Source organism: Streptomyces sp. SAJ15, from assembly GCF_007595705.1.
In the GTDB taxonomy this organism is placed as follows: domain Bacteria; phylum Actinomycetota; class Actinomycetes; order Streptomycetales; family Streptomycetaceae; genus Streptomyces.
This window is the reverse complement of the sequence record NZ_NISY01000001.1, coordinates 900,519-927,188: the sequence shown is the minus strand read 5'-3', so window position 1 is coordinate 927,188 and position 26,670 is coordinate 900,519. Positions and strand designations below refer to the sequence as shown.

Annotated in this window: 24 protein-coding genes; 3 read left to right on the top strand and 21 right to left on the bottom strand. The window is 70.9% G+C overall.

Going from position 1 to position 26,670, the window contains the following annotated elements; genetic code table 11:
* The first annotated feature begins 120 nt into the window (after positions 1–120).
* From CD790_RS04105 to CD790_RS04095, 3 genes are read left to right on the top strand one after another with little or no spacing between them, the layout of a single operon-like run.
* Positions 121–1,371: a sensor histidine kinase gene (locus tag CD790_RS04105; protein ID WP_144381556.1), complete on the top strand. Its 1,251-nt coding sequence runs from the start codon at positions 121–123 to the stop codon at positions 1,369–1,371.
* Complete coding sequence (locus tag CD790_RS04100) at positions 1,368–2,057, top strand: response regulator transcription factor (protein WP_144381555.1); 690 nt, start codon at positions 1,368–1,370, stop codon at positions 2,055–2,057. Before CD790_RS04105 ends, CD790_RS04100 begins: the two co-directional genes overlap by 4 nt.
* A 60-nt stretch (positions 2,058–2,117) precedes the next feature.
* Positions 2,118–4,100, top strand: a complete 1,983-nt coding sequence (locus tag CD790_RS04095; RefSeq protein WP_144381554.1) for a glycoside hydrolase family 18 chitinase — start codon at positions 2,118–2,120, stop codon at positions 4,098–4,100.
* 216 nt (positions 4,101–4,316) lie between these two features.
* Here CD790_RS04095 and CD790_RS04090 read toward each other — a convergent pair whose 3' ends face one another.
* The 21 genes from CD790_RS04090 to thrC form a co-directional block, all read right to left on the bottom strand.
* Complete coding sequence (locus tag CD790_RS04090; RefSeq protein WP_144381553.1) at positions 4,317–4,766, bottom strand: DUF2550 domain-containing protein; 450 nt, start codon at positions 4,764–4,766, stop codon at positions 4,317–4,319.
* A gap of 120 nt (positions 4,767–4,886) precedes the next feature.
* Entirely contained in the window at positions 4,887–5,264 is a 378-nt protein-coding gene (locus tag CD790_RS04085; protein ID WP_144381552.1) for a F0F1 ATP synthase subunit epsilon, read from the bottom strand.
* Positions 5,265–5,407: 143 nt separating this feature from the next.
* On the bottom strand, positions 5,408–6,850 hold the full coding sequence (gene atpD / locus CD790_RS04080) for a F0F1 ATP synthase subunit beta (protein WP_144381551.1): 1,443 nt from the start codon (positions 6,848–6,850) through the stop codon (positions 5,408–5,410).
* A gap of 5 nt (positions 6,851–6,855) precedes the next feature.
* Positions 6,856–7,776, bottom strand: coding sequence for a F0F1 ATP synthase subunit gamma (locus tag CD790_RS04075; protein ID WP_144381550.1), 921 nt, complete (start codon positions 7,774–7,776; stop codon positions 6,856–6,858).
* 2 nt (positions 7,777–7,778) lie between these two features.
* On the bottom strand, positions 7,779–9,350 hold the full coding sequence (gene atpA, locus CD790_RS04070) for a F0F1 ATP synthase subunit alpha (protein WP_144381549.1): 1,572 nt from the start codon (positions 9,348–9,350) through the stop codon (positions 7,779–7,781).
* Positions 9,351–9,491: 141 nt separating this feature from the next.
* Positions 9,492–10,307 carry a F0F1 ATP synthase subunit delta gene (locus CD790_RS04065; RefSeq protein WP_144381548.1) on the bottom strand — a complete coding sequence of 272 codons (816 nt, stop codon included), beginning with the start codon at positions 10,305–10,307 and terminating at the stop codon, positions 9,492–9,494.
* Entirely contained in the window at positions 10,304–10,864 is a 561-nt protein-coding gene (locus CD790_RS04060) for a F0F1 ATP synthase subunit B (protein WP_144381547.1), read from the bottom strand. The genes CD790_RS04065 and CD790_RS04060 overlap by 4 nt, the downstream gene beginning before the upstream one ends.
* Before the next feature lie 41 nt (positions 10,865–10,905).
* Complete coding sequence (locus CD790_RS04055; protein WP_144381546.1) at positions 10,906–11,151, bottom strand: F0F1 ATP synthase subunit C; 246 nt, start codon at positions 11,149–11,151, stop codon at positions 10,906–10,908.
* A gap of 81 nt (positions 11,152–11,232) precedes the next feature.
* Complete coding sequence (gene atpB / locus CD790_RS04050) at positions 11,233–12,042, bottom strand: F0F1 ATP synthase subunit A (RefSeq protein WP_186318854.1); 810 nt, start codon at positions 12,040–12,042, stop codon at positions 11,233–11,235.
* Between the two features lie 263 nt (positions 12,043–12,305).
* Complete coding sequence (locus CD790_RS04045; protein ID WP_144381545.1) at positions 12,306–12,761, bottom strand: hypothetical protein; 456 nt, start codon at positions 12,759–12,761, stop codon at positions 12,306–12,308.
* A 315-nt stretch (positions 12,762–13,076) separates the two neighbouring features.
* Positions 13,077–14,408: an MraY family glycosyltransferase gene (locus CD790_RS04040; protein WP_260867302.1), complete on the bottom strand. Its 1,332-nt coding sequence runs from the start codon at positions 14,406–14,408 to the stop codon at positions 13,077–13,079.
* Between the two features lie 90 nt (positions 14,409–14,498).
* Positions 14,499–15,824: a serine hydroxymethyltransferase gene (glyA, locus tag CD790_RS04035; RefSeq protein ID WP_144381543.1), complete on the bottom strand. Its 1,326-nt coding sequence runs from the start codon at positions 15,822–15,824 to the stop codon at positions 14,499–14,501.
* A 320-nt stretch (positions 15,825–16,144) separates the two neighbouring features.
* Positions 16,145–16,819 (bottom strand): protein-tyrosine-phosphatase, encoded by a 675-nt coding sequence (locus tag CD790_RS04030; RefSeq protein ID WP_186318853.1) that lies wholly within the window; start codon positions 16,817–16,819, stop codon positions 16,145–16,147.
* Positions 16,816–17,463, bottom strand: coding sequence for an L-threonylcarbamoyladenylate synthase (locus tag CD790_RS04025; RefSeq protein WP_144381542.1), 648 nt, complete (start codon positions 17,461–17,463; stop codon positions 16,816–16,818). The genes CD790_RS04030 and CD790_RS04025 overlap by 4 nt, the downstream gene beginning before the upstream one ends.
* Positions 17,464–17,537: 74 nt before the next feature.
* Entirely contained in the window at positions 17,538–18,383 is an 846-nt protein-coding gene (gene prmC / locus CD790_RS04020; protein WP_144381541.1) for a peptide chain release factor N(5)-glutamine methyltransferase, read from the bottom strand.
* A 112-nt stretch (positions 18,384–18,495) separates the two neighbouring features.
* Positions 18,496–19,575: a peptide chain release factor 1 gene (prfA, locus tag CD790_RS04015; protein WP_144381540.1), complete on the bottom strand. Its 1,080-nt coding sequence runs from the start codon at positions 19,573–19,575 to the stop codon at positions 18,496–18,498.
* 114 nt (positions 19,576–19,689) lie between these two features.
* Positions 19,690–19,914 (bottom strand): 50S ribosomal protein L31, encoded by a 225-nt coding sequence (rpmE, locus tag CD790_RS04010; protein ID WP_144381539.1) that lies wholly within the window; start codon positions 19,912–19,914, stop codon positions 19,690–19,692.
* Between the two features lie 171 nt (positions 19,915–20,085).
* Positions 20,086–21,210, bottom strand: a complete 1,125-nt coding sequence (locus CD790_RS04005; protein ID WP_144381538.1) for an LCP family protein — start codon at positions 21,208–21,210, stop codon at positions 20,086–20,088.
* Between the two features lie 330 nt (positions 21,211–21,540).
* Positions 21,541–23,637 (bottom strand): transcription termination factor Rho, encoded by a 2,097-nt coding sequence (rho, locus tag CD790_RS04000; protein ID WP_144381537.1) that lies wholly within the window; start codon positions 23,635–23,637, stop codon positions 21,541–21,543.
* A 427-nt stretch (positions 23,638–24,064) separates the two neighbouring features.
* Complete coding sequence (thrB, locus tag CD790_RS03995; RefSeq protein WP_144381536.1) at positions 24,065–24,979, bottom strand: homoserine kinase; 915 nt, start codon at positions 24,977–24,979, stop codon at positions 24,065–24,067.
* A 569-nt stretch (positions 24,980–25,548) separates the two neighbouring features.
* Complete coding sequence (thrC, locus tag CD790_RS03990; protein WP_144381535.1) at positions 25,549–26,646, bottom strand: threonine synthase; 1,098 nt, start codon at positions 26,644–26,646, stop codon at positions 25,549–25,551.
* Between the last annotated feature and the right edge of the window lie 24 nt (positions 26,647–26,670).

The following is a 26,670-nucleotide window of genomic DNA, read 5'->3' as shown; positions in this document are numbered from 1 at the left end:
GACGGCCCGCCGCGTCGTCTCCGTAGAGGAATCCGGACTGCATCCTTCGATGTACCGCCCGCGCCCCACACCCACCCGCGCGGGGAGGTCCGCACCCGTCCGACGTGCTGAGATGGACGCATGCAGCTGCGCCGCCCCGCCCGCCCCCACCGCGACGACGTGCTGATCGCCATTGCCGGGCTGCTCGGCGGGCTGATCCTGCTGGGGCTGGGGCTGACCAACGGTCCGATGCTGCTGGAGCTGCCCGGCTGGACCGTCCTGGTCGCGCTCCTCGCCATGTGCGGCGCCGAGCTGCTGCGCCGCACCGCCCCGCACACCGCGCTGACCATCGGCACGCTCGCGCTGGCCCTGGATCTGTGCACCCGCGGGCTGATCGCGAACATGGTGATGTTCACCGACCTCATGTACGCGGCCGTGCTGTACGGCAGCCCGTCCCTGGCCCGGCGGCTCCCCCGCACCTCCGAGCTGCTCACCGTGCTGGCGGCCGTCGTGCCCCTGGCGATCTTCCGCGAGCCCGAGGCGCTGCTCCTCGGCGTCGGCACCGGGGTGCTCACGGTGGCCCCGGCCTGGACCGGCGCGATCATCCGCAACCACCGCGACGCGGCCGAGGCGGCCAAGCTGCGCGCCGAACAGACGGCGCTGCTGGCCGAGATGGACCGCACCCAGGCGGTCCAGGCCGAACGCGCCCGGATGGCGCGGGAGCTGCACGACATGGTGGCCAACCACCTCTCCGCGATCGCCATCCACTCCACCGCCGCGCTCTCCATCGACGAGCCCACGGCGACCCGGGAGGCGCTCGGGGTCATCCGGGAGAACAGCGTCCAGGGGCTGGCCGAGATGCGTCGGCTGATCGGGCTGCTGCGCGACGCGGGCGCCGAGGCCGAGCCGGCCGCCGCGCCCACTCTGGAGGGGCTGGACGCGCTGCTGGAACGGGCCCGGACCACCGCCGAGGCGGCACGCAGCGCCTCGGGCGGCGTGCGGCGGCCGGGCGAGGCCGCGGGCGGGCTGGAGTTCACCCTGTGTGACGAACGCTCCCCCACGGCGCCCCCGCTGCCGACGCCGGTGGAGCTGGCCGCCTACCGCATCGTGCAGGAGTCGTTGACCAACGCCGTCAAGCACGCGGGGCCCGGCGAGGTGCTGGTGACCCTCGGCCACGCGGACGGAGGGCTGCGGGTCCAGGTCACCAGCGCCTACGGCGACCGGCCCGGCCCCTCGGCGCCCGGTTCGGGCTCCGGGCTGCTCGGCATGGAGGAGCGGGTGGCGCTGCTGGGCGGCGCGTTCACCGCGGGGCCCGTGGCCACCGCGGCGGGGCACAGCAGGAGTTGGCAGGTCACGGCGGTTCTGCCGGTGGATGAGGAGACGACCCCATGATGATGACGGAGCCGGCTGAGACCGCTGAGCCCGCGGCCGGACCGGTGCGCGTGCTGGTCGCCGAGGACCAGTCCGCCGTGCGCGCCGGGCTGGTGCTCATCCTGCGCTCCTCCCCCGGCATCGAGGTGGTGGGCGAGGCCGCCGACGGCGAGGAGGCGGTGCGGTTGGCGCGCGAGCTGCGGCCGGACGTGGTGCTGATGGACATCCAGATGCCTCGGCTGGACGGCGTCTCGGCCACCCGCCAGGTGGTCTCCGAGGGCGTCGCCGATGTGCTGGTGCTGACCACCTTCGACCTGGACGAGTACGTCTTCGGCGCGTTGCGCGCCGGCGCGGCGGGCTTTCTGCTCAAGGACAGCGAGGCGGCCGACCTGGTCCAGGCGGTGCGCACGGTGGCGCGCGGCGAGGGCCTGATCTCCCCGGCCGTGACCCGCCGTCTGATCGCCGAGTTCGCCCGCCCGCGGCCGGCGACGCGGTCCGCGGCCGACCCCGCCGTGTTGGAGGTGCTGACCCGGCGTGAGCGCGAGGTGCTGGTGTGCCTGGGTCAGGGCCTGTCCAACGCCGAGATCGGGCGCCGGTTGGTGATGGCGGAGGCCACCGTCAAGACCCATGTCAGCCGACTGCTGGGCAAGCTGGAGCTGCGCAGTCGGGTGCAGGCGGCGGTGCTGGCACAGGAGTTGGGTCTGTGATCCGCCGCGGCTGACGCCCCGGCAGACCCTTCCGTTTCTCTGGTCCAGACCTCTTGACCGATGGTCCAGACCTTTCTACGCTCCCTGAACACTGCGGTGAGCACCCCACGACACGCTCGCTCACCGGGCGGCGCAGGTTCCCCCGTACTACCCGACCCCCCCGTACGAGGAGCACCCGTGAGTTCAGGAACCTCCATACGCACCACACCCCCACGACCCCCACGGCACAGAGCGACCGCGGCCCTCGCCGCGCTTCTCCTCCCCCTGGCGACCCTCGTCGGCCTGGCCTCGGCAGCCCCCGCGCACGCCGCGGAGTCCGCCACCGCCACCTACACCAAGGCCGCCGACTGGGGTGGCGGCTTCGAGGGGCGCTGGACGGTGAAGAACACCGGCACCACCACCCTCAGCGGCTGGACCGTGGAGTGGGACTTTCCCGCCGGCACCACCGTCACCTCCTCCTGGGACGCCGACGTGACCGGCGGAAGCGGCCACTGGACCGCCAGGAACAAGGGGTGGAACGGCACCCTGGCCCCCGGCGCCTCCGTCACCTTCGGCTTCAACGGCACCGGATCCGGCTCCCCCAGCGGCTGCACGCTCAACGGCGCCTCCTGCGACGGCGGCTCAGCACCCGGCGACGCCCCGCCCTCCGCCCCCGGAGCGCCCACCGCGAGCAGTGTCGCCGACACCTCGGTGAAGCTGAGCTGGACGGCCGCCACCGACGACAAGGGCGTCAAGAACTACGACGTGCTGCGCGACGGCACCAAGGTCGCCACGGTCACCACCACCTCGTACACGGACACCGGGCTGACCGCCGGCACCGACTACAGCTACACCGTCCGGGCCCGCGACACCGTCGACCAGACCGGCCCCGCCAGCGGCGCCACCGCCGTCCGCACCACCGGCGGGGACCCCGGCCCGGGTCCCGGCCCCGGTGACAAGGTGAAGCTCGGCTACTTCACCGAATGGGGCGTCTACGGCCGCGGCTACCACGTGAAGAACCTGGTCAGCAGCGGCACCGCGTCGAAGATCACGCACATCAACTACGCCTTCGGCAACGTCCAGGGCGGCAGGTGCACCATCGGCGACGGCTACGCCGCGTACGACCGGGCGTACAAGGCCGAGGAGAGCGTGGACGGCAAGGCCGACACCTGGGACCAGCCGCTGCGCGGCAACTTCAACCAGCTCAAGAAGCTCAAGGCGAAGTACCCGCACATCAAGGTGCTGTGGTCCTTCGGCGGCTGGACCTGGTCCGGCGGCTTCGGCCAGGCCGCGCAGAACCCGACGGCCTTCGCCCAGTCCTGCTACGACCTGGTCAACGACCCGCGTTGGGCCGGTCTCTTCGACGGCATCGACCTGGACTGGGAGTACCCCAACGCCTGCGGTCTGAGCTGCGACACCAGCGGCCCGGCGGCGTTCCGGAACATGACGCAGGCGATGCGCGCCAAGTTCGGGAACAAGCTGGTCACCGCCGCGATCACCGCGGACGCCTCCTCCGGCGGCAAGATCGACGCGGCCGACTACGCCGGCGCCGCGCGGTACGTCGACTTCTACAACGTGATGACCTACGACTTCTTCGGCGCCTGGGCGGCCAAGGGCCCGACGGCCCCGCACTCGCCGCTCACCTCGTACGACGGCATCCCGCAGCAGGGCTTCACCTCCGACGCGGCGATCCAGAAGCTGAAGGCCAAGGGCGTGCCGGGCGGCAAGCTCAACCTCGGGGTCGGCTTCTACGGTCGCGGCTGGACCGGCGTCACCCAGAAGGAGCCCGGCGGCACGGCCACCGGACCGGCGCCCGGCAGGTACGAGCAGGGCATCGAGGACTACAAGGACCTCAAGGACCGCTGCGCCGCGAGCAGCACCGTCGCCGGCACCGCGTACGCGCACTGCGGCAGCGAGTGGTGGAGCTATGACACCCCGGCCACCATCGCCGGAAAGATGAACTATGTGAAGTCCCAGGGCCTGCGCGGCGCCTTCTACTGGGAGTTCAGCGGCGACACCGCGGGCGGCGAGTTGGCGTCCGCCGTCAGCGACGGTCTCCGGTAACCCGGAAGCCCGGCCATGAAACCGGCCGGGGAGGCGGTGTCGCCCCCGCCTCCCCGGCCTCCATGCGTCTACGCCGGCCGCGGGCCCCTCAGGTCTGAGCCCCACGGGACGTGCGGCGACGGGTCGTCGATCGTCTGCGGGCCCGTGGTGGCCGGTCGCGCAGTTCCCCGCGCCCCCTTCGGGGCCGGTACCCCCACCCAGCGAGGCACTTCTTCTTCAGGCCACATTGACGCGTTGCCCGGGAGGAGCCGCCTCCAGCCAGGCCAGAAAGCCGGTCAGCGCGTCCTCGCTCATCGCCAGCTCCAACCGCGTGCCGCTGTGCATACAGGCGAGGACCACGGCGTCGGACAGCAGTGCGAGCTCTTCCTCGCCCTTGGGCGTACGGCGCTCCAGCACCTCGATGGACGAGCGCTCCAGCACGCGGCGCGGCCGGGGAGCGTAGGAGAAGACGCGGAACCACTCGATCCGGTCACCGCTGTAGCGCGCGACCCCGTACACCCAGCCCTTGCCGCTGGGGTCGGAGTCGGCCTCCGGGGCGTTCCAGCGCAGACTGCAGTCGAACGTCCCGCCGGACCGCTGGATCAGCCGTCGCCGCAGGCCGAAGACGAAGAGTCCCACCAGTACGAGCGCGACGACCACGCCGCTCACGAGCAGAGCGAGGACCATCTTCACCGACCTCCTCGCGTCATCCGGAAAAACCGCACCTGTATATCGCCTCAGCCGCGGACCGCCCTGGAGAATTCCAGCGCGATCCGCGGCTGAGGATCTGGACTGTCAGCGGCGGGCTCAGCGCTCGCCCGTCGCGGCGACCAGGCGAACCTCGGCGCGCCGCTCGGCGGCGGCGTCCGCCTCCGACTTGGCTCGCTCCAGCGCCCGCTCCGCGCGCTCGACATCGATCTCGTCGGACAGCTCCGCGATCTCCGCGAGCAGCGAGAGCTTGTCGTCCGCGAACGAGATGAAGCCACCGTGCACCGCGGCGACGACGGTCCCGCCGTCGCCGGTACGGATGGTCACCGGGCCGGACTCCAGCACACCGAGCAGCGGCTGGTGGCCGGGCATGACGCCGATGTCACCCGATGTGGTGCGCGCGATGACCAAGGTGGCCTCGCCGGACCAGACACTCCGGTCCGCCGCGACCAGCTCGACGTGCAGCTCAGCAGCCAACGTGGCTCCTCGGGTCTCCACCCGCCGGACATGACGGGTGTTGGGTCAAAGAATAACGGGCGTACGGAGAGGGGCGGGACGCGGCCCGCCCCTCTCACGCAGGCTCAGGGCTCCCCGAACACGAGGTCGGGGAGCACCGGACCTTAGGAGACGCCCAGCTCCTTGGCGTTCTTCTTGAGGTCCTCAAGGCCACCGCACATGAAGAAGGCCTGCTCCGGGAAGTGGTCGAACTCACCGTCGCAGATGGCGTTGAACGCCGCGATGGACTCGTCCAGCGGAACGTCCGAACCGTCGACACCGGTGAACTGCTTCGCCGCGTGGGTGTTCTGCGACAGGAAGCGCTCCACACGACGGGCGCGGTGGACGACCAGCTTGTCCTCCTCGCCGAGCTCGTCGATGCCGAGGATGGCGATGATGTCCTGGAGGTCCTTGTACTTCTGCAGGATGCCCTTGACGCGGGAGGCCGCGTCGTAGTGGTCCTGCGAGATGTAGCGCGGGTCCAGGATCCGGGAGGTGGAGTCCAGCGGGTCCACCGCCGGGTAGATGCCCTTCTCCGAGATCGGACGCGACAGAACGGTGGTCGCGTCCAGGTGGGCGAAGGTGGTCGCCGGCGCCGGGTCGGTCAGGTCGTCCGCGGGGACGTAGATCGCCTGCATCGAGGTGATCGAGTGACCACGGGTCGAGGTGATGCGCTCCTGGAGCAGACCCATCTCGTCGGCCAGGTTCGGCTGGTAACCCACCGCGGACGGCATGCGGCCGAGCAGGGTGGACACCTCGGAACCGGCCTGGGTGAAGCGGAAGATGTTGTCGATGAAGAACAGCACGTCCTGCTTCTGCACATCGCGGAAGTACTCCGCCATGGTCAGACCGGCCAGGGCGACGCGCAGACGGGTGCCCGGGGGCTCGTCCATCTGGCCGAAGACCAGCGCGGTCTTGTCGAGAACGCCGGACTCCTCCATCTCCTGGATGAGGTCGTTGCCCTCACGGGTGCGCTCACCGACACCGGCGAACACGGAAACACCCTCGTGCAGCTTGGCCACACGCATGATCATTTCCTGGATGAGGACGGTCTTGCCCACACCCGCGCCACCGAACAGACCGATCTTTCCACCCTTGACGTACGGGGTGAGAAGGTCGACGACCTTCAGGCCGGTCTCGAACATCTCGGTCTTGGACTCGAGGTCCTCGAACTTCGGGGCCTTGCGGTGGATCGCCCAGCGCTCGGACTCCTGGCCGTTCGTCTCCGGGACGTTCAGCACCTCACCGAGGGTGTTGAACACCTTGCCCTTGGTGAAGTCACCGACCGGGACGGTGATGCCGTCGCCGGTGTCGGTCACCACGGCCTGGCGCACCAGACCGTCGGTGGGCTGCATGGAGATGGCGCGGACGACGCCCTCACCGAGGTGCTGCGCGACCTCGAGGGTCAGCGTCTTCTTCTTGCCCTCCTCGGCCGGGTCGGCGACCTCGACGGTCAGGGCGTTGTAGATCTCCGGCATCGCGTCGACGGGGAACTCCACGTCGACGACCGGGCCGATGACCCGGGCGACGCGGCCCGTGGCGACGGCCGTCTCAACAGTGGTGGTCATAACTCTCAGTCACTCCCCGCGGTCGCGTCGGCCAGGGCGCTGGCGCCACCGACGATCTCGCTGATTTCCTGGGTGATGTCGGCCTGGCGGGCCGCGTTGGCAAGCCGCGTGAGCGACTTGATGAGCTCCTCGGCGTTGTCGGTCGCCGACTTCATCGCCCGGCGGCGGGCGGCGTGCTCGGAGGCGGCCGACTGCAGCAGGGCGTTGTAGATGCGGCTTTCGACGTACCGGGGCAGCAGAGCGTCGAGGACGTCCTCGGCCGACGGCTCGAAGTCGAACAGCGGCAGCAGCTCGCCCTTCTTCTCCGTCTCCGTCTCCGCCTTGGACTCGTCGAGGCTGAGCGGCAGCAGCCGACCGTCGGTCGGCGCCTGCGTCAGCATCGAGACGAACTCGGTGAAGACGATGTGCAGCTCGTCGACACCGCCCTCGGCGGTCTCCTTGGTCACGGCCTCGATGAGCGGGGCGCCGATCGCCTTGGCGTCCGCGTACGACGGGTTGTCGGTGAAGCCGGTCCACGACTCCGTGATCGCACGGCCACGGAAGCTGAAGTACGCCACACCCTTGCGCCCGACGACGTAGTTGACGACCTCCTTGCCCTCGGCGACGAGCCGCTCGGTGAGCTGCTCGGCCGCCTTGATGGCGTTGGAGGAGTAGCCGCCGGCCAGACCGCGGTCGCTCGTGATGAGCAGCACCGCGGCCCGGGTCGGGGCCTCCGCCTCAGTGGTCAGCGGGTGCTTGGTGGTGGAACCGGTCGCCACCGCGGTCACCGCGCGGGTCAGCTCGGTCGCGTACGGGGTCGAGGCGGCGACCTTGCGCTGCGCCTTGACGATCCGCGACGCGGCGATCATCTCCATCGCCTTGGTGATCTTCTTGGTGGCGGTGATGGTCTTGATGCGGCGCTTGTAGACCCGAAGCTGGGCGCCCATGCTCAGCCCTCACCCAGCAGCTTGCCGTCCGAGGTCTCGAACTGCCGCTTGAAGGAGGCGATGGCGTCGGCGACGGCCTGCAGGGTGTCGTCCGACATCTTGGCGCCCTCGCGGATGGAGGTCATCAGGCCCTTGTGCTCGCGGTGCAGGTAGTCCAGCAGCTCGCGCTCGAAGCGGCGGATGTCCTCGACCGGAACGTCGTCCATCTTGCCGGTGGTGCCGGCCCAGATGGAGACGACCTGGTCCTCGGTGGAGTACGGGGCGTACTGGCCCTGCTTCAGCAGCTCGACCATGCGCTTACCGCGCTCCAGCGCCGACTTCGAGGCCGCGTCCAGGTCGGAACCGAAGGCGGCGAACGCCTCCAGCTCGCGGTACTGGGCCAGGTCGACACGGAGGCGACCGGAGACCTGACGCATGGCCTTGTGCTGGGCGGAGCCACCGACACGGGAGACCGAGATACCGACGTTCAGCGCCGGGCGCTGGCCCGCGTTGAACAGGTCGGACTCCAGGAAGCACTGGCCGTCGGTGATGGAGATGACGTTGGTCGGGATGAACGCCGAGACGTCGTTCGCCTTGGTCTCGACGATCGGCAGACCGGTCATCGAGCCCTTGCCCATCTCGTCGGAGAGCTTGGCGCAGCGCTCCAGGAGCCGGGAGTGCAGGTAGAAGACGTCACCCGGGTAGGCCTCACGGCCCGGCGGGCGGCGCAGCAGCAGGGACACGGCGCGGTAGGCGTCGGCCTGCTTCGAGAGGTCGTCGAAGACGATCAGAACGTGCTTGCCCTGGTACATCCAGTGCTGGCCGATGGCCGAGCCGGTGTACGGGGCGAGGTACTTGAAGCCGGCCGGGTCGGACGCCGGAGCCGCGACGATCGTCGTGTACTCCAGGGCGCCGGCCTCCTCCAGCGCGCCGCGCACGGACGCGATGGTGGAGCCCTTCTGACCGACGGCGACGTAGATGCAGCGGACCTGCTTGTCCGGGTCGCCGGAACGCCAGTTGTCGCGCTGGTTGATGATCGTGTCGATCGCCAGGGCGGTCTTGCCGGTCTGGCGGTCACCGATGATCAGCTGGCGCTGGCCGCGGCCGATCGGGGTCATCGCGTCGACGGCCTTGAGGCCGGTCTCCATCGGCTCGTGAACCGACTTACGGGCCATGACGCCGGGAGCCTGGAGCTCCAGCGCACGGCGGCCCTCGGTCTCGATCTCGCCGAGGCCGTCGATCGGGTTGCCGAGCGGGTCGACGACGCGACCCAGGTAGCCCTCGCCTACGGCGACGGAGAGGACCTCACCGGTGCGCTGCACCGGCTGACCCTCCTCGATGCCGCTGAACTCGCCGAGGATGATCGCACCGATCTCGCGCTCCTCGAGGTTGAGGGCGAGACCGAGCGTCCCGTCTTCGAACTTCAGCAGCTCGTTCGCCATGGCCGAGGGCAGACCCTCGACCTTCGCGATGCCGTCGCCGGCAACGCTGACCGTACCGACCTCCTCGCGCGAGGCCGCGTCCGGCTTGTACGCCTGGACAAAGTTCTCCAGCGCGTCCCGGATCTCCTCCGGCCGGATCGTGAGCTCCGCCATCTGGGTTCCCTGCTCTCCTTGTTGGGCCCGAAGTGTTTCTGGGGGGTCTGGGGCCTGCCCCCGCGGCGATGCGCCGCGGGCCCCCAGGACTGCGTCGGCCCAACTCGGGCCGCTTACATGCTTGTTGAGTTGGTGGCTGCGTCAGCCGGCCATCCGCCGCGACGCCTCTGCGAGACGGTCCGCGATGGTGCCGTTGATGATCTCGTCGCCGATGCGCACCAGCACTCCGCCGTGGACCTCGGGGTCCACGTCCAGGTTCAGGTGCACCCGACGGCCGTAGATCTTGGCCAGGGCCGCGCCCAGCCGCTCCCGCTGCCGGTCGCTGAGCGGAACCGCCGAGGTGACCACGGCGACCACCCGGTCGCGACGCTCCGCGGCCAGCTTGGAGAGGGCGGTGAGGCCCGCTTCCAGGCTACGGCCACGCGGCTGAGCCACAAGGCGGACCACGAGTCGCTCGGTCACCGGGTTGGCCCGGCCGCCCAGCAGCCTGCGCAGCAGCTCGGCCTTGGCCTCACCGCTCACCGCGCGATCGGTCAGCGCGGCCCGCAGCTCGGTCGAGGAGGCGACGATCCGGGAGAACCGGAACAGCTCGTCCTCGACGTCGTCGAGGGTGCCGCGGCGCTGCGCGGACACCAGGTCGGCGCTGGCCGACAGCTCCTCGAGCGCGTCCACCAGGTCGCGCGACTGCGACCAGCGGGACCGGACCATGCCGGAGACCAGGTCGACGGCCTCGCCGCCCACCTGGGTGCCCAGCAGCCGCGCGACCAGCTCGGCCTTGGCCTCGCCGGTCTGCGCCGGGTCGGTGAGGACCCGGCGCAGCGACACCTCGCGGTCGAGCAGCGTGGTGACGGAGGCCAGCTCCTCGGCGAGCTTCGCCGCGTCGACGGAGGTGTTGTCCGTCAGCGCGTTGAAGCGCTCGCGTGCGGCGGCCAGTGCCTCGCGGCTGGCTCCCATCATCGGGCGGCCTCGACCTTCTCCTCGGCCTTCGCCTCGAGCTCGTCGAGGAATCGGTCGATGACCCGGCCCTGCCGGGCGGAGTCCTCAAGCGCCTCGCCGACGAGCTTGCCGGCCAGGTCGGTGGCGAGCTTGCCCACGTCCTGGCGGAGCGTGGCGGCGGCCTGCTTGCGGTCGGCCTCGATCTGGGCGTGACCGGCGGCGACGATCTCCTCGCGCTGCCGCTGCCCCTCGGCGCGCATCTCGGCGATGAGCGCGGCGCCCTGCTCCTGCGCCTCCTGGCGCATCCGGGCGGCCTCGTGACGGGCGTCGGCGAGCTGGGCCCGGTAGTCCTCGAGAACCTGCTGCGCCTCGGCCTGGGCGGCCTCGGCCTTCTCCATGCCGCCCTCGATCGCCTCACGGCGCTCGTCCAGAACCTTGTTGATGTTCGGGAGGAGCTTCTTGGCGAGGAAGAAGAGGACGATAGCGAAGGCGATCAGGCCGATGACAAGCTCTGGGATCGGCGGGAGGAGGGGGTTCTCGGCCTCCCCCTCGGACGCCAGCTGTACCAGGGCGTTCACATCAGTGCCTTTCGTCGGAATCGGCTGTTCGTACGCCTAGGTCAGTCGACCGGGTAGACGAACGGCATGACCAGACCGATCAGGGCGAGCGCCTCACAGAAGACGAAGCCGAGGATCTGGTTGGCGCGGATCAGACCGGCGGCCTCGGGCTGACGGGCCATGGCCTGGGTGCCGTTACCGAAGATGATGCCGATGCCGACGCCGGGGCCGATCGCCGCAAGGCCGTAGCCGATGGCACCGAGGTTGCCCTGGATGTTGACTGCGGCGAGGGTCTGGAGAGCGGACATGCCGTTTCTTCCTTCTCTTTCACGGACCGGTGGGGGTTGGCCACCGGACGGCTAGTGGGGTCTGGGGGTGGCTGCTCGGGCTCAGTGGTGCTCGGCGAGCGCGCCCTGGAGGTAGCTGCAGGCCAGGAGGACGAAGACGTACGCCTGCAGGGCCTGGATGAACAGCTCCAGCGCGGTCAGCAGGATCACCAGGACGAACGAGACACCGGCGTAGGCGATGCCGATCCCGTTGAGCAGGTACCAGCTGGCGATGGTGAAGATCAGCAGCAGGACGTGGCCTGCGAACATGTTGGCGAAGAGCCGGACCGCGTGGGTGAACGGCCGCACGAACACGTTGGAGAGGAACTCCAGAGCCATGACCAGCGGCAGCACGCCGCCCAGCGACTTGTCGTAACCGGTGATGTTCTTCAGGCCGCCGACGAAGCCGTGGCGCTTGAAGGTCACGCTCATCCAGAGGATGTAGACGATCGCGGCCAGCGCCACCGGGTAGGCGATGATCGAGGACACCGGGAACTGCGCGACCGGGATGATGGACCAGAGGTTCAGGATCCATACGAAGAAGAACAGCGAGACCATGAGGGGGACGTACTTGTCGCCCTCCTTCTTGCCCAGGGCCTCGTAGACGATGCCGCGGCGCACGAAGTCGTAGCCCGCCTCGCCGACCATCTGCAGCTTGCCCGGCACCACCTTGGCGCGGCCGAAGGCCGCCCAGAAGAACCCGACGACGACGATCGTGCCCAGCAGCGCGAGCAGCATCGGCTTGTTGAACTCGAAGCCACCGACGGTGAAGATCGGGTCGAACGTGAACGAGTGAAGCCCTGGGGCCGGGAAGCCGCACCCATCGAAGATGTGGCAATCGGTCTCGAAGGCGAGCGTCTGGTCAGAACTCACCGCGAGCTCCTTCAGCGTGGCGCATGGGTACGGCAACCTCGTTGTGTCGGCGCGGCGGACGGCCACGGAACGGCACTGGACTGGTCTTACGGGTGGGGGTGCGGCTGGTCGGCACGGGGCCGAGGTGCTTGTCGGACATCAGCTGCATGGGCGCCGATTCCGTCCCGGGAAACTGGGGGGTTCGGCTACCTGCGCCCGCTGTGTCTCAGATGGCACCGGACGATAGCAGGTGAGCGCGGACGCCCTTATACCGGCCCTACTGATCACGACGGGGACCCGGCAGGCGAGGCGTTCTTCGCCCCGCCGGAGGTCCGTTCATCCTCGGCTTCCGGCTGCACGTAGAAGATCTTGGCCTTCATATGGGAACGCGCCTGGGCGGCGACCCACACCAGGGTCGCGGCCAGCAGGGAGAAGGCGAAGGCGCGGGTGTTGAACAGCGAGGTGTTCTGGAACACCGACAGCACGACGGCCATCAGCAGGAACTGCACGACGAAGAGGGCCAGCCCCATGGACTGGAACAGGTGCGGAAACCGCTTGGCGGTCTGCTCCAGCACCACCACGCCCATCGCCATGAAAGCGGTCGCGATGGCGGTGCCGAAAGCGGCCCCCACCGCCCCTTCGCCGCCGGCGAGCACCGAGCTGACAGCGACGGCGACACCACCGGTGATGGCGGTGGGCACGGCGCAATTCAGGAGCGTTCGGGCGTCGTTGGACTGCATGAAGGGTTCTCCGGCTGAGAGTCGGATGCAACGAATCGTCGTGGACGAGCGTATCCCCGGGATCGAGAGGGATCTCGCCGCGAAAGACCGCCGCACTACGGTCTTTCGGCTCTAGCACCGGGTTTAGTGAACGGTATCACAAACTATTTGATGAGGTCTTTACCTAGTTGGTGTGCTGCCTATCACACGGGAGAGTTAAAGCGCTGATCAGGACCCTGACGTGCGAAGAGTTCTCTGCTATGCGCCGAGTCCGGACCCGGCGGAGGAGTTCGGGGCGGGCGAACGGTCTGCCGAAGGGTGTTCTACGGGTGACGCTCAGGCACCGATCTTGGGTCCGTGGGAGAACCGCGACCGGTCCCCGACGGCGGTGGCCCCGTGCGCGCCGGCCGGCACCGGCGTCCGCTCCGACGCCTCGGACGACGCTTCCGGTTCGGTAACGATGGGCGCCGGCTCGACCTCGACGGCCTCACGCCGGGCCGACCGGCGGTACCGCGGCGGGACGAACCGCTCGGCCCAGCGCGGCGCCCGCGGGGTGAACCGCGGCAGCAGCAGCAGGACCAGCCCCACCGCGCTGAGCGCCACGATCGTCAGCACGATCCACATGCTGGTGGAGTTCACCGAGAAGGCCACCGCGCCGAAGGCGATCAGCGCCGACCAGAAGTACATGATCAGCACGGCCCGGCTGTGCGAGTGGCCGATCTCCAGCAGGCGGTGGTGCAGATGGCCGCGGTCCGCCGCGAACGGCGACTGCCCGCGCCAGGTGCGCCGCACGATCGCCAGGATCAGGTCGGCGACCGGCACCGCGATCACGGTGAGCGGCAGCAGCAGCGGGATGTAGACCGGGACGGTGGCGTGCACGGCGGCGCGCTCCGAGCCGTCGTAGTACAGCTTCATCGCGTCCGGGTCCACCTGGCCGGTGATGGAGATGGCGCCCGCGGCCAGCACCAGACCGATCAGCATCGACCCGGAGTCGCCCATGAAGATCCGGGCGGGGTGCATGTTGTGCGGCAGGAAGCCCAGGCACATGCCCATGAGGATGGCGGCGAACAGCGTCGCCGGGGCGGCCGACTCCAGGCCGTAGCCGAACCAGATGCGGTACGCGTACATGAAGAACGCGGCGGCGGCGATGCACACCATTCCGGAGGCCAACCCGTCCAGGCCGTCCACGAAGTTGACCGCGTTGATGGTGATGACCACCAGCGCCACCGTCAGCAGGGTGCCCTGCATGGGGGTGAGCGAGACGGTGCCGATGCCGGGCACCGGGAGCCAGAGGATGGTCAGGCCCTGGAGCACCATCACACCCGCGGCGATCATCTGACCGCCGAGCTTGATCAGCGCGTCCACGCCCCACTTGTCGTCCAGCACGCCCAGCAGCCAGATCAGCCCGGCGCCGGAGAGCAGCGCGCGCGGCTCGTTGGACAGCTCGAAGACCTCGTTGAGGTTGGTCAGATGCGCGGCGACCAGCAGGCCCGCGCACAACCCGCCGAACATGGCGATCCCGCCCAGCCGCGGCGTCGGCTCGCGGTGCACGTCACGGGCGCGGATCTCCGGCATCGCGCCGGCGGCGATGGCGAACTTCCGAACCGGCCCGGTCAGCAGGTAGGTGACCGCGGCCGTGACGCACAGAGTCAGCAGGTATTCACGCACAGGCTGCCCCAGGGGTATCGCTGGCCATCACAGCCCCACACCATATCCTCGCCCGGGCCGTAGCCTCGCGCGCACGTCCTCAGCGTGCACTCATCGAGACACGCCTGCCGGTCGAACGGTTGCCTCCGCGACGGTCGGACCGTCCGGATACGGCGGGAACCCGGACGTCAGCTCGGCCACCTCCTCCCGCACCCGCCCCTCCCGCAGGGCGGCCGCCAGGAGCTTGGCGATCCGCTCCATCTCGGCCTCGCCCATCCCCTGCGTGGTCACCGCGGCGGTGCCCAGCCGGATGCCGATGGCGCAGCCCCCCGGCTCCTCGGGCCCCGGGACCGCGCAGAGGTCCAGCACGATGCCGGCCGCGGCGCAGCGGCCGCGGGCCACGTGCCCGTCCAGGCCCAGCGGCGCGGTGTCCGCGGTGATCAGATGGGTGTCGGTGCCGCCGGTGGTGATCACCAGCCCCTCGTCGGCGAGCGCCTCGGCCAGCGCCCGGGCGTTGGCCACCACCTGGTGGACGTACGTGGCGTAGCCGGCGGTCGCCGCCTCCCCGAAGGCGACCGCCTTGGCCGCCACGGTGTGCATCTGCGCGCCGCCCTGGGTGAAGGGGAAGACGGCGCGGTCCACGCGGTCGGCGAGTTCCGCGCCGCAGAGCAGGAACCCGCCCCGCGGGCCGCGCAGCACCTTGTGGGTGGTGGCGCACACCACGTCCGCGTACGGCACCGGGTTGGGCGCCGCGCCGCCGGCCACCAGGCCGATGGGGTGCGCGGCGTCGGCGATCAGATAGGACCCCACCTCGTCGGCGATGTCGCGGAAGGCGGCGTAGTCCGGGTGCCGGGGGTAGGAGATGGAGCCGCAGACGATCGCCTTGGGGCGGTGCTCGCGGGCCAGCCGGCGCAGCCGGTCGTAGTCGATCAGGCCGGTGATCGGGTCGACGCCGTAGCCGACGAAGTCGAACCAGCGGCCGGAGAAGTTGGCCGGCGAGCCGTGGGTGAGGTGGCCGCCGTGCGGCAGTCCCATCGCCAGCACCGTGTCCCCGGGCCGCAGCAGCGCCGCGTAGGCGGCGAGCACCGCCGAAGAGCCGGAGTGCGGCTGGACGTTGGCGTGCGGGGCGCCGAACAACCCCTGGGCGCGCTCCACCGCGATCCGCTCCGCGAGGTCCACCACCTCGCACCCGCCGTGGTGCCGCGCGCCGGGGTACCCCTCCGCGTACTTGTTGACCAGCGGGGAGCCCAGCGCGGTGAGCACCGCGGGTGAGGTGAAGTTCTCCGCCGCGATCAGCTGGAGCCCGCTGCGCTGTCGCTGCGCCTCGCCCAGGAGCACGTCCGCGACCTCGGGGTCCACCCGGCGCAGCGCGTCCAGATCGGGCACCCAGGAGAGGCGGCCGGTGCCTCCCCTCGCGGGCGCGGGGGTGACGGCCATACGTACTCACAGCCTCTGGGAGGAAGGGGACGGCGTCACCCCCAATGTAGGCCGCTCGCGGCGCGACGGCGCGGCAGAGGGCCGCTCAGGCCCCTTCGACGCGCCACGCCGCGGACTCCGGCCTCCGGCCCCGGACGTCGGCCGCGCGCGTCGGCCGCGCGCGTCGGCCTCGTGACGTCGACCTCATGACGTCGGCCGCGGTTCGGCAGCGCCTGGAGGGGCGCGGGGCCGTGACATGTGCGGCTCCGCCGCGCGGGCGCGACCGGCCATGACGGCCCGCGGACGAGCGGCGGCCCGTCACGGCACCTCCCGCGGAGCGCTCAGGCGCGGGCCGGGACCCCCGTCAGGGCCGTGACCACGGGGTCCAGCGCCTGGTGGATCTCGTCACCGATGGACCGGAAGTACGTGATCGGGGCGCCGTAGGGGTCGTGGACCTCGTCCGCCTCCTCGCTCGGGGCGAGCAGCCAGCCGCGCAGCGCGGCGGCGGCCTGCACCAGGGCGCGGGCACGCGCCACGACGCCGCCGCTGCCCTCCGGGTCCGGGAGGGTGGCGGGGTCTATGGCCCGCACCAGCCGGTTGAACTCCTTGAGCGTGAAGGTACGCAGGCCCGCGGAGTGTCCCATCGAGATGACCTGGGCGCGGTGGTCGCGGGTGGCGGTCAGCACGAGGTCGGCGCGGATGACGTGCTCGTCCAGCAGTTCGCGGCCGATGAAGCCGGCCGGGTCGGCGCCGAAGTCGGAGAGCACGGTCGCGGCGTGGGCCTCCATGGGCGCGCCCTCGTGTCCCCAGGTGCCGGCGCTCTCCACGATCAGCCCGTCGACGGCGGAGGCGCCGAGCCGGTGGGTGAGGGCATGCCGGGTCAGCCGCTCGGTGATGGGCGAGCGGCACACGTTTCCGGTGCTGACGTGGAGGATGCGGAAGGCGTCGTCGCGGCGTGTGCCGTCGTCGTCGGTTCGGGGTCCCGCTATGCCACGCCCCTCGTCAGGGGCTGTCAATTGGCCACCTCGAGGTCGGGTACGACCTCGCGGAGCTGCTCCGCGGAGAGCGCGCCGGCGCGCAGCAGGACCGGCACCTTGCCGGTGACGTCGACGATCGAGGAGGGCACGGCGGCCGGCGTCGGCCCGGCGTCCAGGTAGACGGAGACGGAGTCGCCGAGCATCTCCTGGGCGGCGTCGCAGTCCTGCGGGGACGGGTGCCCGGTGAGGTTGGCGCTGGAGACGGCCATCGGGCCGAACTCGGTCAGCAGCTCGATGGCGACCGGGTGCAGCGGCATCCGCACCGCGACCGTGCCGTGGGTCTCGCCGAGGTCCCAGGTCAGCGACGGCTGGTGCTTGGCGACCAGGGTCAGCGCGCCGGGCCAGAAGGCGTCCACGAGCTCCCACGCCTGCTCGGAGAAGTCGGTGACCAGACCGTGCAGGGTGTTCGGGGAGCCGACCAGGACCGGCGAGGGCATGCCCCGGCCGCGTCCCTTGGCCTCCAGCAGGTCGCCGACGGCCTCGGCGTTGAAGGCGTCCGCGCCGACCCCGTAGACGGTGTCGGTGGGCAGCACGACCAGCTCGCCCCGGCGGACGGCGGACGCGGCCTCGCGCAGACCGGTCTTCCGGTCCGTCGCGTCGCTGCAGTCGTAACGCCGTGCCATTTAGCGGTCCTCCTCGTACGTGGCCATTGTTTCCTCCGCGCGGCGTGACCCGGCCGGCGGTGCTGGGGTCTCCGTCACGGCATGGCCCTCCGCGCCGTGGCGAACCGGGGTCGGTTGTTGAGGTCGGGGTGGTCGGCCGCGTCGGCCCAGCCCCGCTCCTCGGTGAAGATCCAGGGCACCTGCCCGCCCTGGGTGTCGGCATGCTCGATGACGACCACACCGCCGGGGCGCAGCAGCCGGTGGGCGGTGCGCTCCAGGCCGCGGATGGTGTCGAGGCCGTCCTCGCCCGAGAACAGCGCCAGCTCCGGGTCGTGGTCGCGGGCCTCGGGGGCGACGTACTCCCACTCGGTGAGCGGGATGTACGGCGGGTTGCTGATGACCAGGTCGACCTGGCCGTCCAGCTCGGGCAGCGCGCCGAGCGCGTCGCCGTGGTGCAGCTGCACCCGGCTGCCCTCGATGTTCTTCCGGGCCCACTGGAGGGCGCCCTCGTCCAGCTCCACGGCGTGCACCCGGGACCGGGGCACCTCCTGGGCCAGGGCCAGCGCGATCGCGCCGGAGCCGGTGCACAGGTCCACGATGAGCGGCTCCACCACGTCCATGGCGCGCACCGCGTCTATGGCCCAGCCGACCACCGACTCGGTCTCCGGGCGGGGCACGAAGACGCCGGGACCGACCTGGAGCTCCAGATAGCGGAAGAAGGCGCGGCCGGTGATGTGCTGGAGCGGTTCGCGGGCCTCGCGGCGGGCGACGGCCTCCCAGTACCGGGCGTCGAAGTCGGCGTCGGCGACCAGGTGCAGCTCACCCCGCTTGACGCCGTGCACGAAGGCGGCGAGCTCCTCCGCGTCGAAGCGCGGGGAGGGCACGCCGGCGTCGGCCAGCCGCTGGGTGGCCTGGGCCACCTCTGCGAGCAGCAGATTCACGTTGGTCCTCTCCCGTCGTCGTCACGGCCGAGCTCGCCGGTGCCGCCCGGTCCGGGCGGCTTCGTCGAGGCCAAGCCTGTCAGAGCCTGTCTGAGCCTGTGGGCGTGATGCCTCAGCTCGCGTCGCCCGCGGCGGCGAGCTTGGCGGCGGAGTCGGCGTCCACGCACGCCTGGATCACGGCGTCCAGCTCGCCGTCGAGCACCTGGTCCAGGTTGTACGCCTTGAACCCGACCCGGTGGTCCGAGATCCGGTTCTCCGGGAAGTTGTAGGTGCGGATCTTCTCGGAGCGGTCAACCGTGCGGACCTGGCTGCGGCGGGCGTCCGCGGCCTCCCGCTCCGCCTCCTCCTGAGCGGCGGCCAGCAGCCGGGAACGCAGGATGCGCAGCGCCTGCTCCTTGTTCTGGAGCTGGCTCTTCTCATTCTGGCAGGAGGCGACGACGCCGGTGGGCAGGTGCGTGATACGCACCGCCGAGTCGGTGGTGTTGACCGACTGGCCGCCGGGGCCCGACGAGCGGTAGACGTCGATCCGCAGGTCGTTGGGGTTGATCTCCACGTCGACCTCCTCGGCCTCCGGGGTGACCAGCACGCCGGCGGCGGAGGTGTGGATGCGGCCCTGGGACTCGGTGGCGGGCACCCGCTGCACGCGGTGCACCCCGCCCTCGTACTTCAGCCGGGCCCACACGCCCTGGCCGGGCTCCGGGTTGCCCTTGACCTTCACCGCGACCTGCACGTCCTTGTAGCCGCCCAGCTCGGACTCGGTCGCGTCGATGATCTCGGTCTTCCAACCGGCGCGCTCCGCGTACCGCAGGTACATCCGCAGCAGGTCGCCGGCGAACAGCGCCGACTCGTCGCCTCCGGCGCCCGCCTTGACCTCCAGGATGACGTCCTTGTCGTCGCTGGGGTCGCGCGGCACCAGCAGCAGCCGCAGCTTGTCGGTGAGCTCCTCGCGCCGCGCCTCCAGCTCCTTCACCTCGGCGGCGAAGTCGGGGTCGTCGGCCGCGAGCTCGCGCGCGGTCTCGATGTCATCCCCGGTCAGCTTCCAGGAGCGGTAGGTGCCGACGATCGGGGTCAGCTCTGCGTAGCGCTTGTTGAGCTTGCGGGCTGCCGCCTGGTCCGCGTGCACGGCGGGGTCGGCGAGCCGCTTCTCCAGGTCGGCGTGCTCGCCGATCAGTTCTTCGACTGCCTCGAACATCGGGTTTCCTCAGCGTGGAAGGGTCAAGCGGGGGTCGGGTCTGCCGGACGACAAAGCGCCGGTCCGGTCGCCCAGGCAGACCTGGGTGACCGAAGACCGGCGCGATGTGGGTCGCTACTTCTTGGCGGACCCGGCGTTCTTGCCGAAGCGGGCCTCGAACCGCGCCACGCGGCCACCGGTGTCGAGGATCTTCTGCTTGCCCGTGTAGAACGGGTGGCACTCGGAGCAGACCTCGGCACGGATGGTGCCTTCGGCGAGGGTGCTACGGGTGGTGAACGAGGCGCCACAGGTGCAGCTGACCTGCGTCTCGACGTACTCCGGGTGGATGTCGCGCTTCAAGGGTTTCTCCTAGGTTCGGGAGGGCACCGGGTCGCAGCGGCGGGTTGCCGTACGTGAACCGGGGCCGACGTACCAGTCTGCCAGTACTGGCCGCATCCCCCAAAACCGGGGGTGGGCGCCGGGTATTCCCGACCGCCGCCGCCGGGCGGCGACGGGCGGCGACCGGCGGGGTCAGGCGTCCTTGACGACCTTGGCGGCGTCGGTCTCGTCGCCGGCCGAGCCCTTGGTGGCGGACTTCGGGATCGGCTTGTCGGCCCGCAGCGCCTTCCAGACCTGCTGGGCCTTGGCCTCCATGGGCAGCACCCGGTTGGGGTCGTTCGGGTCGTACATCACCGGCAGCGTCACCATCTTCAGGTCCTCCGAGCCGATGCCCTTCAGCCCGCTCGCGAAGCTGAGCAGCTTGTCGACGGAGGCGAGGTCGGAGTCGGTGGTGAGCGCCTTGGTGGAGGTGTCGGCCAGGTCGTAGAGCTTCTTCGGGCTGCTGAACAGCCCCACGCCCTTGATCTGGTCGAGCAGCGCCTTGATGAACGCCTGCTGGAGCTGGATCCGGCCCAGGTCGCTGCCGTCGCCGACGCCCTTGCGGGTGCGCACCAGGCCCAGCGCCTGCTCGCCGTCGAGGGTGTGCTCCCCCGGCTCCAGGTCGAGGTGGCTGTCCTTGTCGTGGATGGGCTCGGTGGTGGTGATGTCCACGCCACCGAGCTCGTCTATGAGGTCCTTGAACCCGGAGAAGTCGACCTCGAGGTAGTGGTCCATGCGGATGCCGGTCATGGACTCCACGGTCTTGACCGCGCAGGCGGGGCCGCCGACCTCGTACGCGGTGTTGAACATGGCGCGCCGCTGGGCCGGGGTGGTGGTCCCGTCCTTGGTGCAGGCGGGGCGCTCGATGAGGGTGTCGCGCGGGATGGAGACGACGCTGGCCGTCTTGTGGCCCTGGTAGACGTGCACCATCATCGCGGTGTCCGAGCGCGAGGAGCCCTCGTCCTGCCCGTACTTGCCGTTCTTGCCGGCGCGGGAGTCGGAGCCCAGGACGAGGATGTCCATCGAGCCGTCGTCGATGTCGGCGGGGCGGTCGGTGCCCAGCTGCGCGTTGATGTCGACGCCGGTGAGGTTGCCGTTGAGCTTGTAGTAGACGTAGCCGGCGCCGGCGCCGCCGACCACCAGCACGCCGGCCAGCGACCAACCGGTGATCATGAATGCCTTGCGGCGGGTGCTGCGGGTCTTGCGGCGGCGGCCGGTGGCGCCCCCGGCACGACGGCGGCCTGCCGCCTGCCCCGTGCTGTTGCTGTCCTCGGCCATGGGCTCCTCTGTTCTTCCTGTTCCGGCTTGCCCCGTGTTGCCCCCTGCCGTTCAGACGACGGGTCGTGCGCAAGGGTTGCACACGGCAGATTTAGGACTTTCTTAGATCGCGCGGGAAGACCCGATCGGGGTCGGCCCACCCCGACGGGCGTCACCTGCGGTTTCGGCCGGGAGCGGCGCCCCGGCCCGCGCCAGGGCCACGGCCACACGCTGTGTCACAGATCTCAGCGATGTCACCGACGGCGGTGGGACCGCGACGGCATGCGAACGGCCGAGGGCCCTCTACGTCGGTGAACGTAGAGGGCCCTCGGCCGTCGAGCGGGGTGCCGATCAGTCGTTGCCGTTGCCCGGGGTGGGCGTGGTCTTGGCGATCTGCATCAGGAACTCGGCGTTGGACTTGGTCTGCTTCATCTTGTCCAGCAGCAGTTCGATGGCCTGCTGCGAGTCCAGCGCGTGCAGCACCCGGCGGAGCTTCCAGACGATGTTCAGCTCCTCCGGAGCCAGCAGGATCTCCTCCTTGCGGGTGCTGGAGGCGTCCACGTCCACGGCCGGGAAGATGCGCTTGTCCGAGAGCTTGCGGTCCAGCCGCAGCTCCATGTTGCCGGTGCCCTTGAACTCCTCGAAGATCACCTCGTCCATCCGCGAGCCGGTCTCCACCAGCGCGGTGGCGAGGATGGTCAGCGAGCCGCCGTCCTCGATGTTGCGCGCCGCACCGAAGAACTTCTTCGGCGGGTAGAGGGCGGTGGAGTCGACACCACCGGACAGGATGCGACCCGAGGCGGGCGCGGCGAGGTTGTACGCACGGCCCAGACGGGTGATCGAGTCCAGCAGGACGACCACGTCGTGACCCAGCTCCACCAGGCGCTTGGCGCGCTCGATGGCCAGCTCGGCGACGGTGGTGTGGTCCTCGGCCGGGCGGTCGAAGGTCGAGGAGATGACCTCGCCCTTGACCGACCGCTGCATGTCGGTGACCTCTTCCGGACGCTCGTCGACGAGGACGACCATCAGGTGGCACTCGGGGCTGTTGCGGGTGATCGCGTTGGCGATCGCCTGCATGATCATGGTCTTACCGGTCTTCGGCGGGGCCACGATCAGACCGCGCTGGCCCTTGCCGATCGGCGAGACCAGGTCGATGATCCGGGTGGTCAGGCCGCCCGGGTCCGACTCCAGACGCAGTCGCTCCTGCGGGTAAAGGGGCGTCAGCTTGCCGAACTCCGGCCGGCCGCGGCCGGATTCGGGCGCCATGCCGTTGACCGAGTCCAGGCGGACCAGCGCGTTGAACTTCTCGCGCCGCTCGCCCTCGCGCGGCTGGCGGACCGCACCGGTGACGTGGTCACCCTTGCGCAGCCCGTTCTTACGGACCTGAGCCAGGGAGACGTAGACGTCGTTGGGGCCCGGCAGGTAGCCGGAGGTGCGGATGAAGGCGTAGTTGTCGAGGATGTCGAGGATGCCCGCGACCGGGATCAGCACATCGTCCTCGGCCACCTGCGGCTCGCCGGCGAACTCCTCGCGCCCGCGGCGGCCCCGCCGGTCGCGGTAGCGGCCACGGCGCCCGCGGCGCCCGCCCGCCTCGTCGTCGTAGTCGTCCTGCTGGCCGCCCTGCGCGCCGCGGTCCTGGCGCTGCTGACGGCCGCCCTGCTGGCCGGCCTCGTCGCCCTTGCCGCCGCGACGGTCGCCGCGCTCACCGCGGTCGCGGTCGCCCCGCTCACCGCGCTCACCCCGCTCACCGCGGTCGCGCTGGCCGCGCTCACGGCGCTCGCCCTTCTGGCCGCGCTCGCCGCGCTCCGCGCGCTCGCCGCCCTTGGCGGGCTTGCCCTCGGCGGTGTCCACCGCGGCCTCGGCCGCGGCACCCGCCCGGACCTCGACCTTGACGTCGGACTTGGCCTCGGTCGCGGCCTCGGCGGCGTCGGGGCTGCCGGAGGGCGCGGTGACCCGACGGCGGCGACGCTCGCCGGCCGGCTGGTCGTCGCTCACCGGCTGGCCGGGGATGTCGATCTGCTGCTGCGCCTCGGCGTCGGCGGCCTTGGCGGCCTTCGCGGCCTTGGCCGCCTTGGGCGCGGCCTCGGCCTCCTCGCCGGTGCGGGCCTTGGAGGTGGCCCGGCGCTTGGGCTTGGCGGCCGGCTCGGCGGCGGGGGCGGCCTCGGCGGCCCCGCCCTGTGCCTGCTTGTCCTTGATGACCTCGATCAGCTGGCTCTTGCGCATCCGCGCGGTACCCCTGATGCCGAGGCTGGAGGCGAGCTGCTGGAGCTCGGCCAGGACCATGGCGTCGAGGCCGGTGCCAGAGCGGCGCCGACGCGGGGCACTACCGGTGGCAGCACCGGTGGCAGGCGCGGCGGGAGCGTCCGTGGCGGGCGCGGCGGCGTTGCCGACAGAGCTGTCGGAGGTGCCGGCGGCGTTCACGCCCATCAGATCGGTGGTGTCGCTCACGAAGGGTCCTTCCCTGGAGCGGGCGTCGGCCTGTCTGGCTCGGCGACCGGTTGTGCTGTCCGGCTGTAGTCCTCATTCGTGCGGACCGGGCCGGGGCGGTGGTCCGCCGCGTACGGCGGAAAGATCAAATTCATGGTTCCGGCGCGACGGAAAGGCTTTCGTAGGAGTCCGTCACACCTGTTCCGGAGCGTGCTCGTCACTGCTCAGGCAGGCTGCTCAGGCAGTCGGGGAAGCTCCCGGAAGAAGGGTGGTCCCTGATGGGGACACTGAGCACTGCGCCTCCGAGGCCATGCACCATCGGTATCGGAAGGCATCCAGTGCAGACTTGAGATTAACACTACCGGATCCAACAAACATTCCCCCTCTCAAACAAGTCCGGCGATCGCGTTTCCGTGTCGCCCCGGGTCTTCCCCGGAACCGCCGCGGGTCAGGTCAGCGGCAGGACACTCGCTCCCCGGGCGTCGAGAGCCAGCCGGTTGGCCGCCCACCCCTCGCCCGCCAATCGTGCGACCTTGTCGGCCGCACCGTCCTCGACCAGCGCGAGGACCGTGGGCCCCGCACCGGAGATCACCGCCGCGACGCCGTCCGCGCGCAACCGGTTGACCAGCGCCATGCTCTCCGGCATCGCGGGAGCACGGTACTCCTGGTGCAGCCGGTCCTCGGTGGCGGCCAGGAGCAGCTCGGGACGCCTGGTCAGGGCCTCCACGAGCAGGGCGGAGCGGCCCGCGTTGACGGCCGCGTCCACATGCGGGACCGTGCGCGGCAGCAGCCCGCGCGCGGTCTCGGTCAGCACCGGCCGGCTGGGCACGAAGACCACCGGAACGATGGAATCCGCCGGATCCATCCGGATCGCCCGGGCGGCTCCGGCGTCCGTCCAGGCCAGGGTGAAGCCGCCGAGCAGACAGGCGGCGACGTTGTCCGGGTGACCCTCGATCTCGGTGGCCAGCTCCAGCAGCGCCGCGTCGTCCAGCTTCTCGGCGCCACCTATCGTCACCGCGCGGGCCGCGACGATCCCCGCGCAGATGGCGGCCGAGGAGGAGCCGAGCCCCCGGCCGTGCGGAATGCGGTTCGCACACACCACTTCCAGCCCTCGCGGCTGCCCGCCGAGCAGGTCGAAGGCGGTGCGCAGGGACCGTACGAGCAGGTGGTCCTCGTCGCGCGGCAGGCTGTCCGCGCCCTCACCGGCGATGTCGATATGCAGCCCGGAGTCGGCGACCCGGACCACGACGTCGTCGTAGAGCCCCAGGGCCAGGCCGAGGGCGTCGAAGCCGGGGCCGAGGTTGGCGCTGGAGGCGGGGACGCGCACCCGGACAGCGGCGGCGCGGAACGCTGGACCGGCCATCGCTCGATGACTCTCCTTGTGTGACTGCGAATTCTCGAATTCGAAGAGGTACGGAACACCGCCAACGGCCGTGACACGGAGGTACGGCAACGCCGCGCAGGAAGACAACAGATGGTGCTCTGCTGGCTCTGCGTCGGGGCGGATTCAGTACAGCCTATCGAAGGAAGGTTCTGTGGCGACATAGGGCGCACAGGAGGCGCACGATGCGTGTCGCACGCCGCCCCGTGCTTCGCCGTGGCGCGGTGGAGTCGGTTGCCTTGCCGCCTCCCGGTACTTCCTCGGTGTCAGCCGCCGTGACCTGCGGTGACGCGGGTCCGCAGCGGGCCGCGAGACGCCCCTTACGGCCGCCGGGGACGCTCCCGCACCCCCGGCCCGCGGACCCGGTGCCGTGCGGGGATGTCGAGCGTTCGACGCCCCCGCACGGACCGGTACGGACATCGGGCCCCGGCCCCCGAGGGGTGCGGCCGGACACCGCACCCGCACTCGCCGGCGCACCGGCGCCGTGTCGACGCCGGACGGGACAGGGGACGGGCCGGCCGAGGGCCGGGCCCGCTCCCGGGCGAGACCTCCTAGGCGAGGCCGAGGCGCTCGGCGGCCGCGGCCGCGTCCACCGGCACCGGAACCGCCTGCGGAGCACCCGCCACCGCCCAGTCCGGGTCCTTGAGACCATTCCCCGTCACGGTGCAGACGATGCGCTGCCCCGGGTCGACCTTGCCCTCCTCGGCCGCCTTCAGCAGCCCCGCCACGCTCGCCGCGGAGGCGGGCTCGACGAAGACGCCCTCCTGGGCGGCGAGCAGGCGGTAGGCGGCGAGGATTTGACGGTCGGTCACCTCGTCGATGAAGCCGCCGGACTCGTCGCGGGCCCGCTCCGCCTGGGTCCAGGAGGCCGGGTTGCCGATGCGGATCGCGGTGGCGATGGTGTGCGGGTCCTTGACCGCCTGGCCGCGCACCAGGGGCGCCGCGCCGGACGCCTGGAAGCCCCACATGCGGGGGGTGTGGGAGGCGATGCCGTCCCCGGCGTACTCCTGGTAGCCCTTCCAGTAGGCCGTGATGTTGCCGGCGTTGCCGACCGGCAGCACATGGATGTCGGGCGCGTCGCCCAGCATGTCGACGATCTCGAAGGAGGCGGTCTTCTGCCCCTCGATGCGCGCCGGGTTGACGGAGTTGACCAGCGCCACCGGGTAGTTCTCGGACAGGCCGCGGGCGAGCGTGAGGCAGTCGTCGAAGTTGCCGTCGACCTGGAGGATGCGGGCGCCGTGCACCAGCGCCTGCCCCATCTTGCCGAGCGCGATCTTGCCCTGCGGGACCAGCACGGCGCACACCATGCCGGCCCGTACGGCGTAGGCGGCCGCGGAGGCGGAGGTGTTGCCGGTGGAGGCGCAGATGACGGCCTGCGCGCCGGCCTCCTTGGCCTTGGTGATGGCCATGGTCATCCCGCGGTCCTTGAAGGAGCCGGTCGGGTTGGCGCCCTCGACCTTCAGATGGACCTCGCAGCCGGTGCGCTCGGAGAGCACCTGCGCCGGCACCAACGGGGTGCCACCCTCACGCAGCGTGACGACCGGGGTGTTCTCGTCGACCGGGAGGCGGTCGCGGTACTCCTCGATGATGCCCCGCCAGCCCTGCCAGCGGGCGCCGCTCACCGACGAGTGATCTGCAATAGCGTTCATGTCTTCCTTGGCTCCCCTAGCTCC

What these genes read in the sequence shown, in the direction of transcription:
- CD790_RS04105 (WP_144381556.1), top strand. Translation starts at nt 121, where the DNA reads ATGCAGCTGCGCCGCCCCGCCCGCCCCCACCGCGACGACGTGCTGATC.
- CD790_RS04100 (WP_144381555.1), top strand. Translation starts at nt 1,368, where the DNA reads ATGATGATGACGGAGCCGGCTGAGACCGCTGAGCCCGCGGCCGGACCG.
- CD790_RS04095 (WP_144381554.1), top strand. Translation starts at nt 2,118, where the DNA reads ATGGTCCAGACCTTTCTACGCTCCCTGAACACTGCGGTGAGCACCCCA.
- CD790_RS04090 (WP_144381553.1), bottom strand. Translation starts at nt 4,766, where the DNA reads ATGGTCCTCGCTCTGCTCGTGAGCGGCGTGGTCGTCGCGCTCGTACTG.
- atpD (WP_144381551.1), bottom strand. Translation starts at nt 6,850, where the DNA reads ATGACCACCACTGTTGAGACGGCCGTCGCCACGGGCCGCGTCGCCCGG.
- CD790_RS04075 (WP_144381550.1), bottom strand. Translation starts at nt 7,776, where the DNA reads ATGGGCGCCCAGCTTCGGGTCTACAAGCGCCGCATCAAGACCATCACC.
- atpA (WP_144381549.1), bottom strand. Translation starts at nt 9,350, where the DNA reads ATGGCGGAGCTCACGATCCGGCCGGAGGAGATCCGGGACGCGCTGGAG.
- CD790_RS04065 (WP_144381548.1), bottom strand. Translation starts at nt 10,307, where the DNA reads ATGATGGGAGCCAGCCGCGAGGCACTGGCCGCCGCACGCGAGCGCTTC.
- CD790_RS04055 (WP_144381546.1), bottom strand. Translation starts at nt 11,151, where the DNA reads ATGTCCGCTCTCCAGACCCTCGCCGCAGTCAACATCCAGGGCAACCTC.
- CD790_RS04045 (WP_144381545.1), bottom strand. Translation starts at nt 12,761, where the DNA reads ATGCAGTCCAACGACGCCCGAACGCTCCTGAATTGCGCCGTGCCCACC.
- glyA (WP_144381543.1), bottom strand. Translation starts at nt 15,824, where the DNA reads ATGGCCGTCACCCCCGCGCCCGCGAGGGGAGGCACCGGCCGCCTCTCC.
- CD790_RS04025 (WP_144381542.1), bottom strand. Translation starts at nt 17,463, where the DNA reads ATGGCACGGCGTTACGACTGCAGCGACGCGACGGACCGGAAGACCGGT.
- prfA (WP_144381540.1), bottom strand. Translation starts at nt 19,575, where the DNA reads ATGTTCGAGGCAGTCGAAGAACTGATCGGCGAGCACGCCGACCTGGAG.
- CD790_RS04005 (WP_144381538.1), bottom strand. Translation starts at nt 21,210, where the DNA reads ATGGCCGAGGACAGCAACAGCACGGGGCAGGCGGCAGGCCGCCGTCGT.
- thrB (WP_144381536.1), bottom strand. Translation starts at nt 24,979, where the DNA reads ATGGCCGGTCCAGCGTTCCGCGCCGCCGCTGTCCGGGTGCGCGTCCCC.
- thrC (WP_144381535.1), bottom strand. Translation starts at nt 26,646, where the DNA reads ATGAACGCTATTGCAGATCACTCGTCGGTGAGCGGCGCCCGCTGGCAG.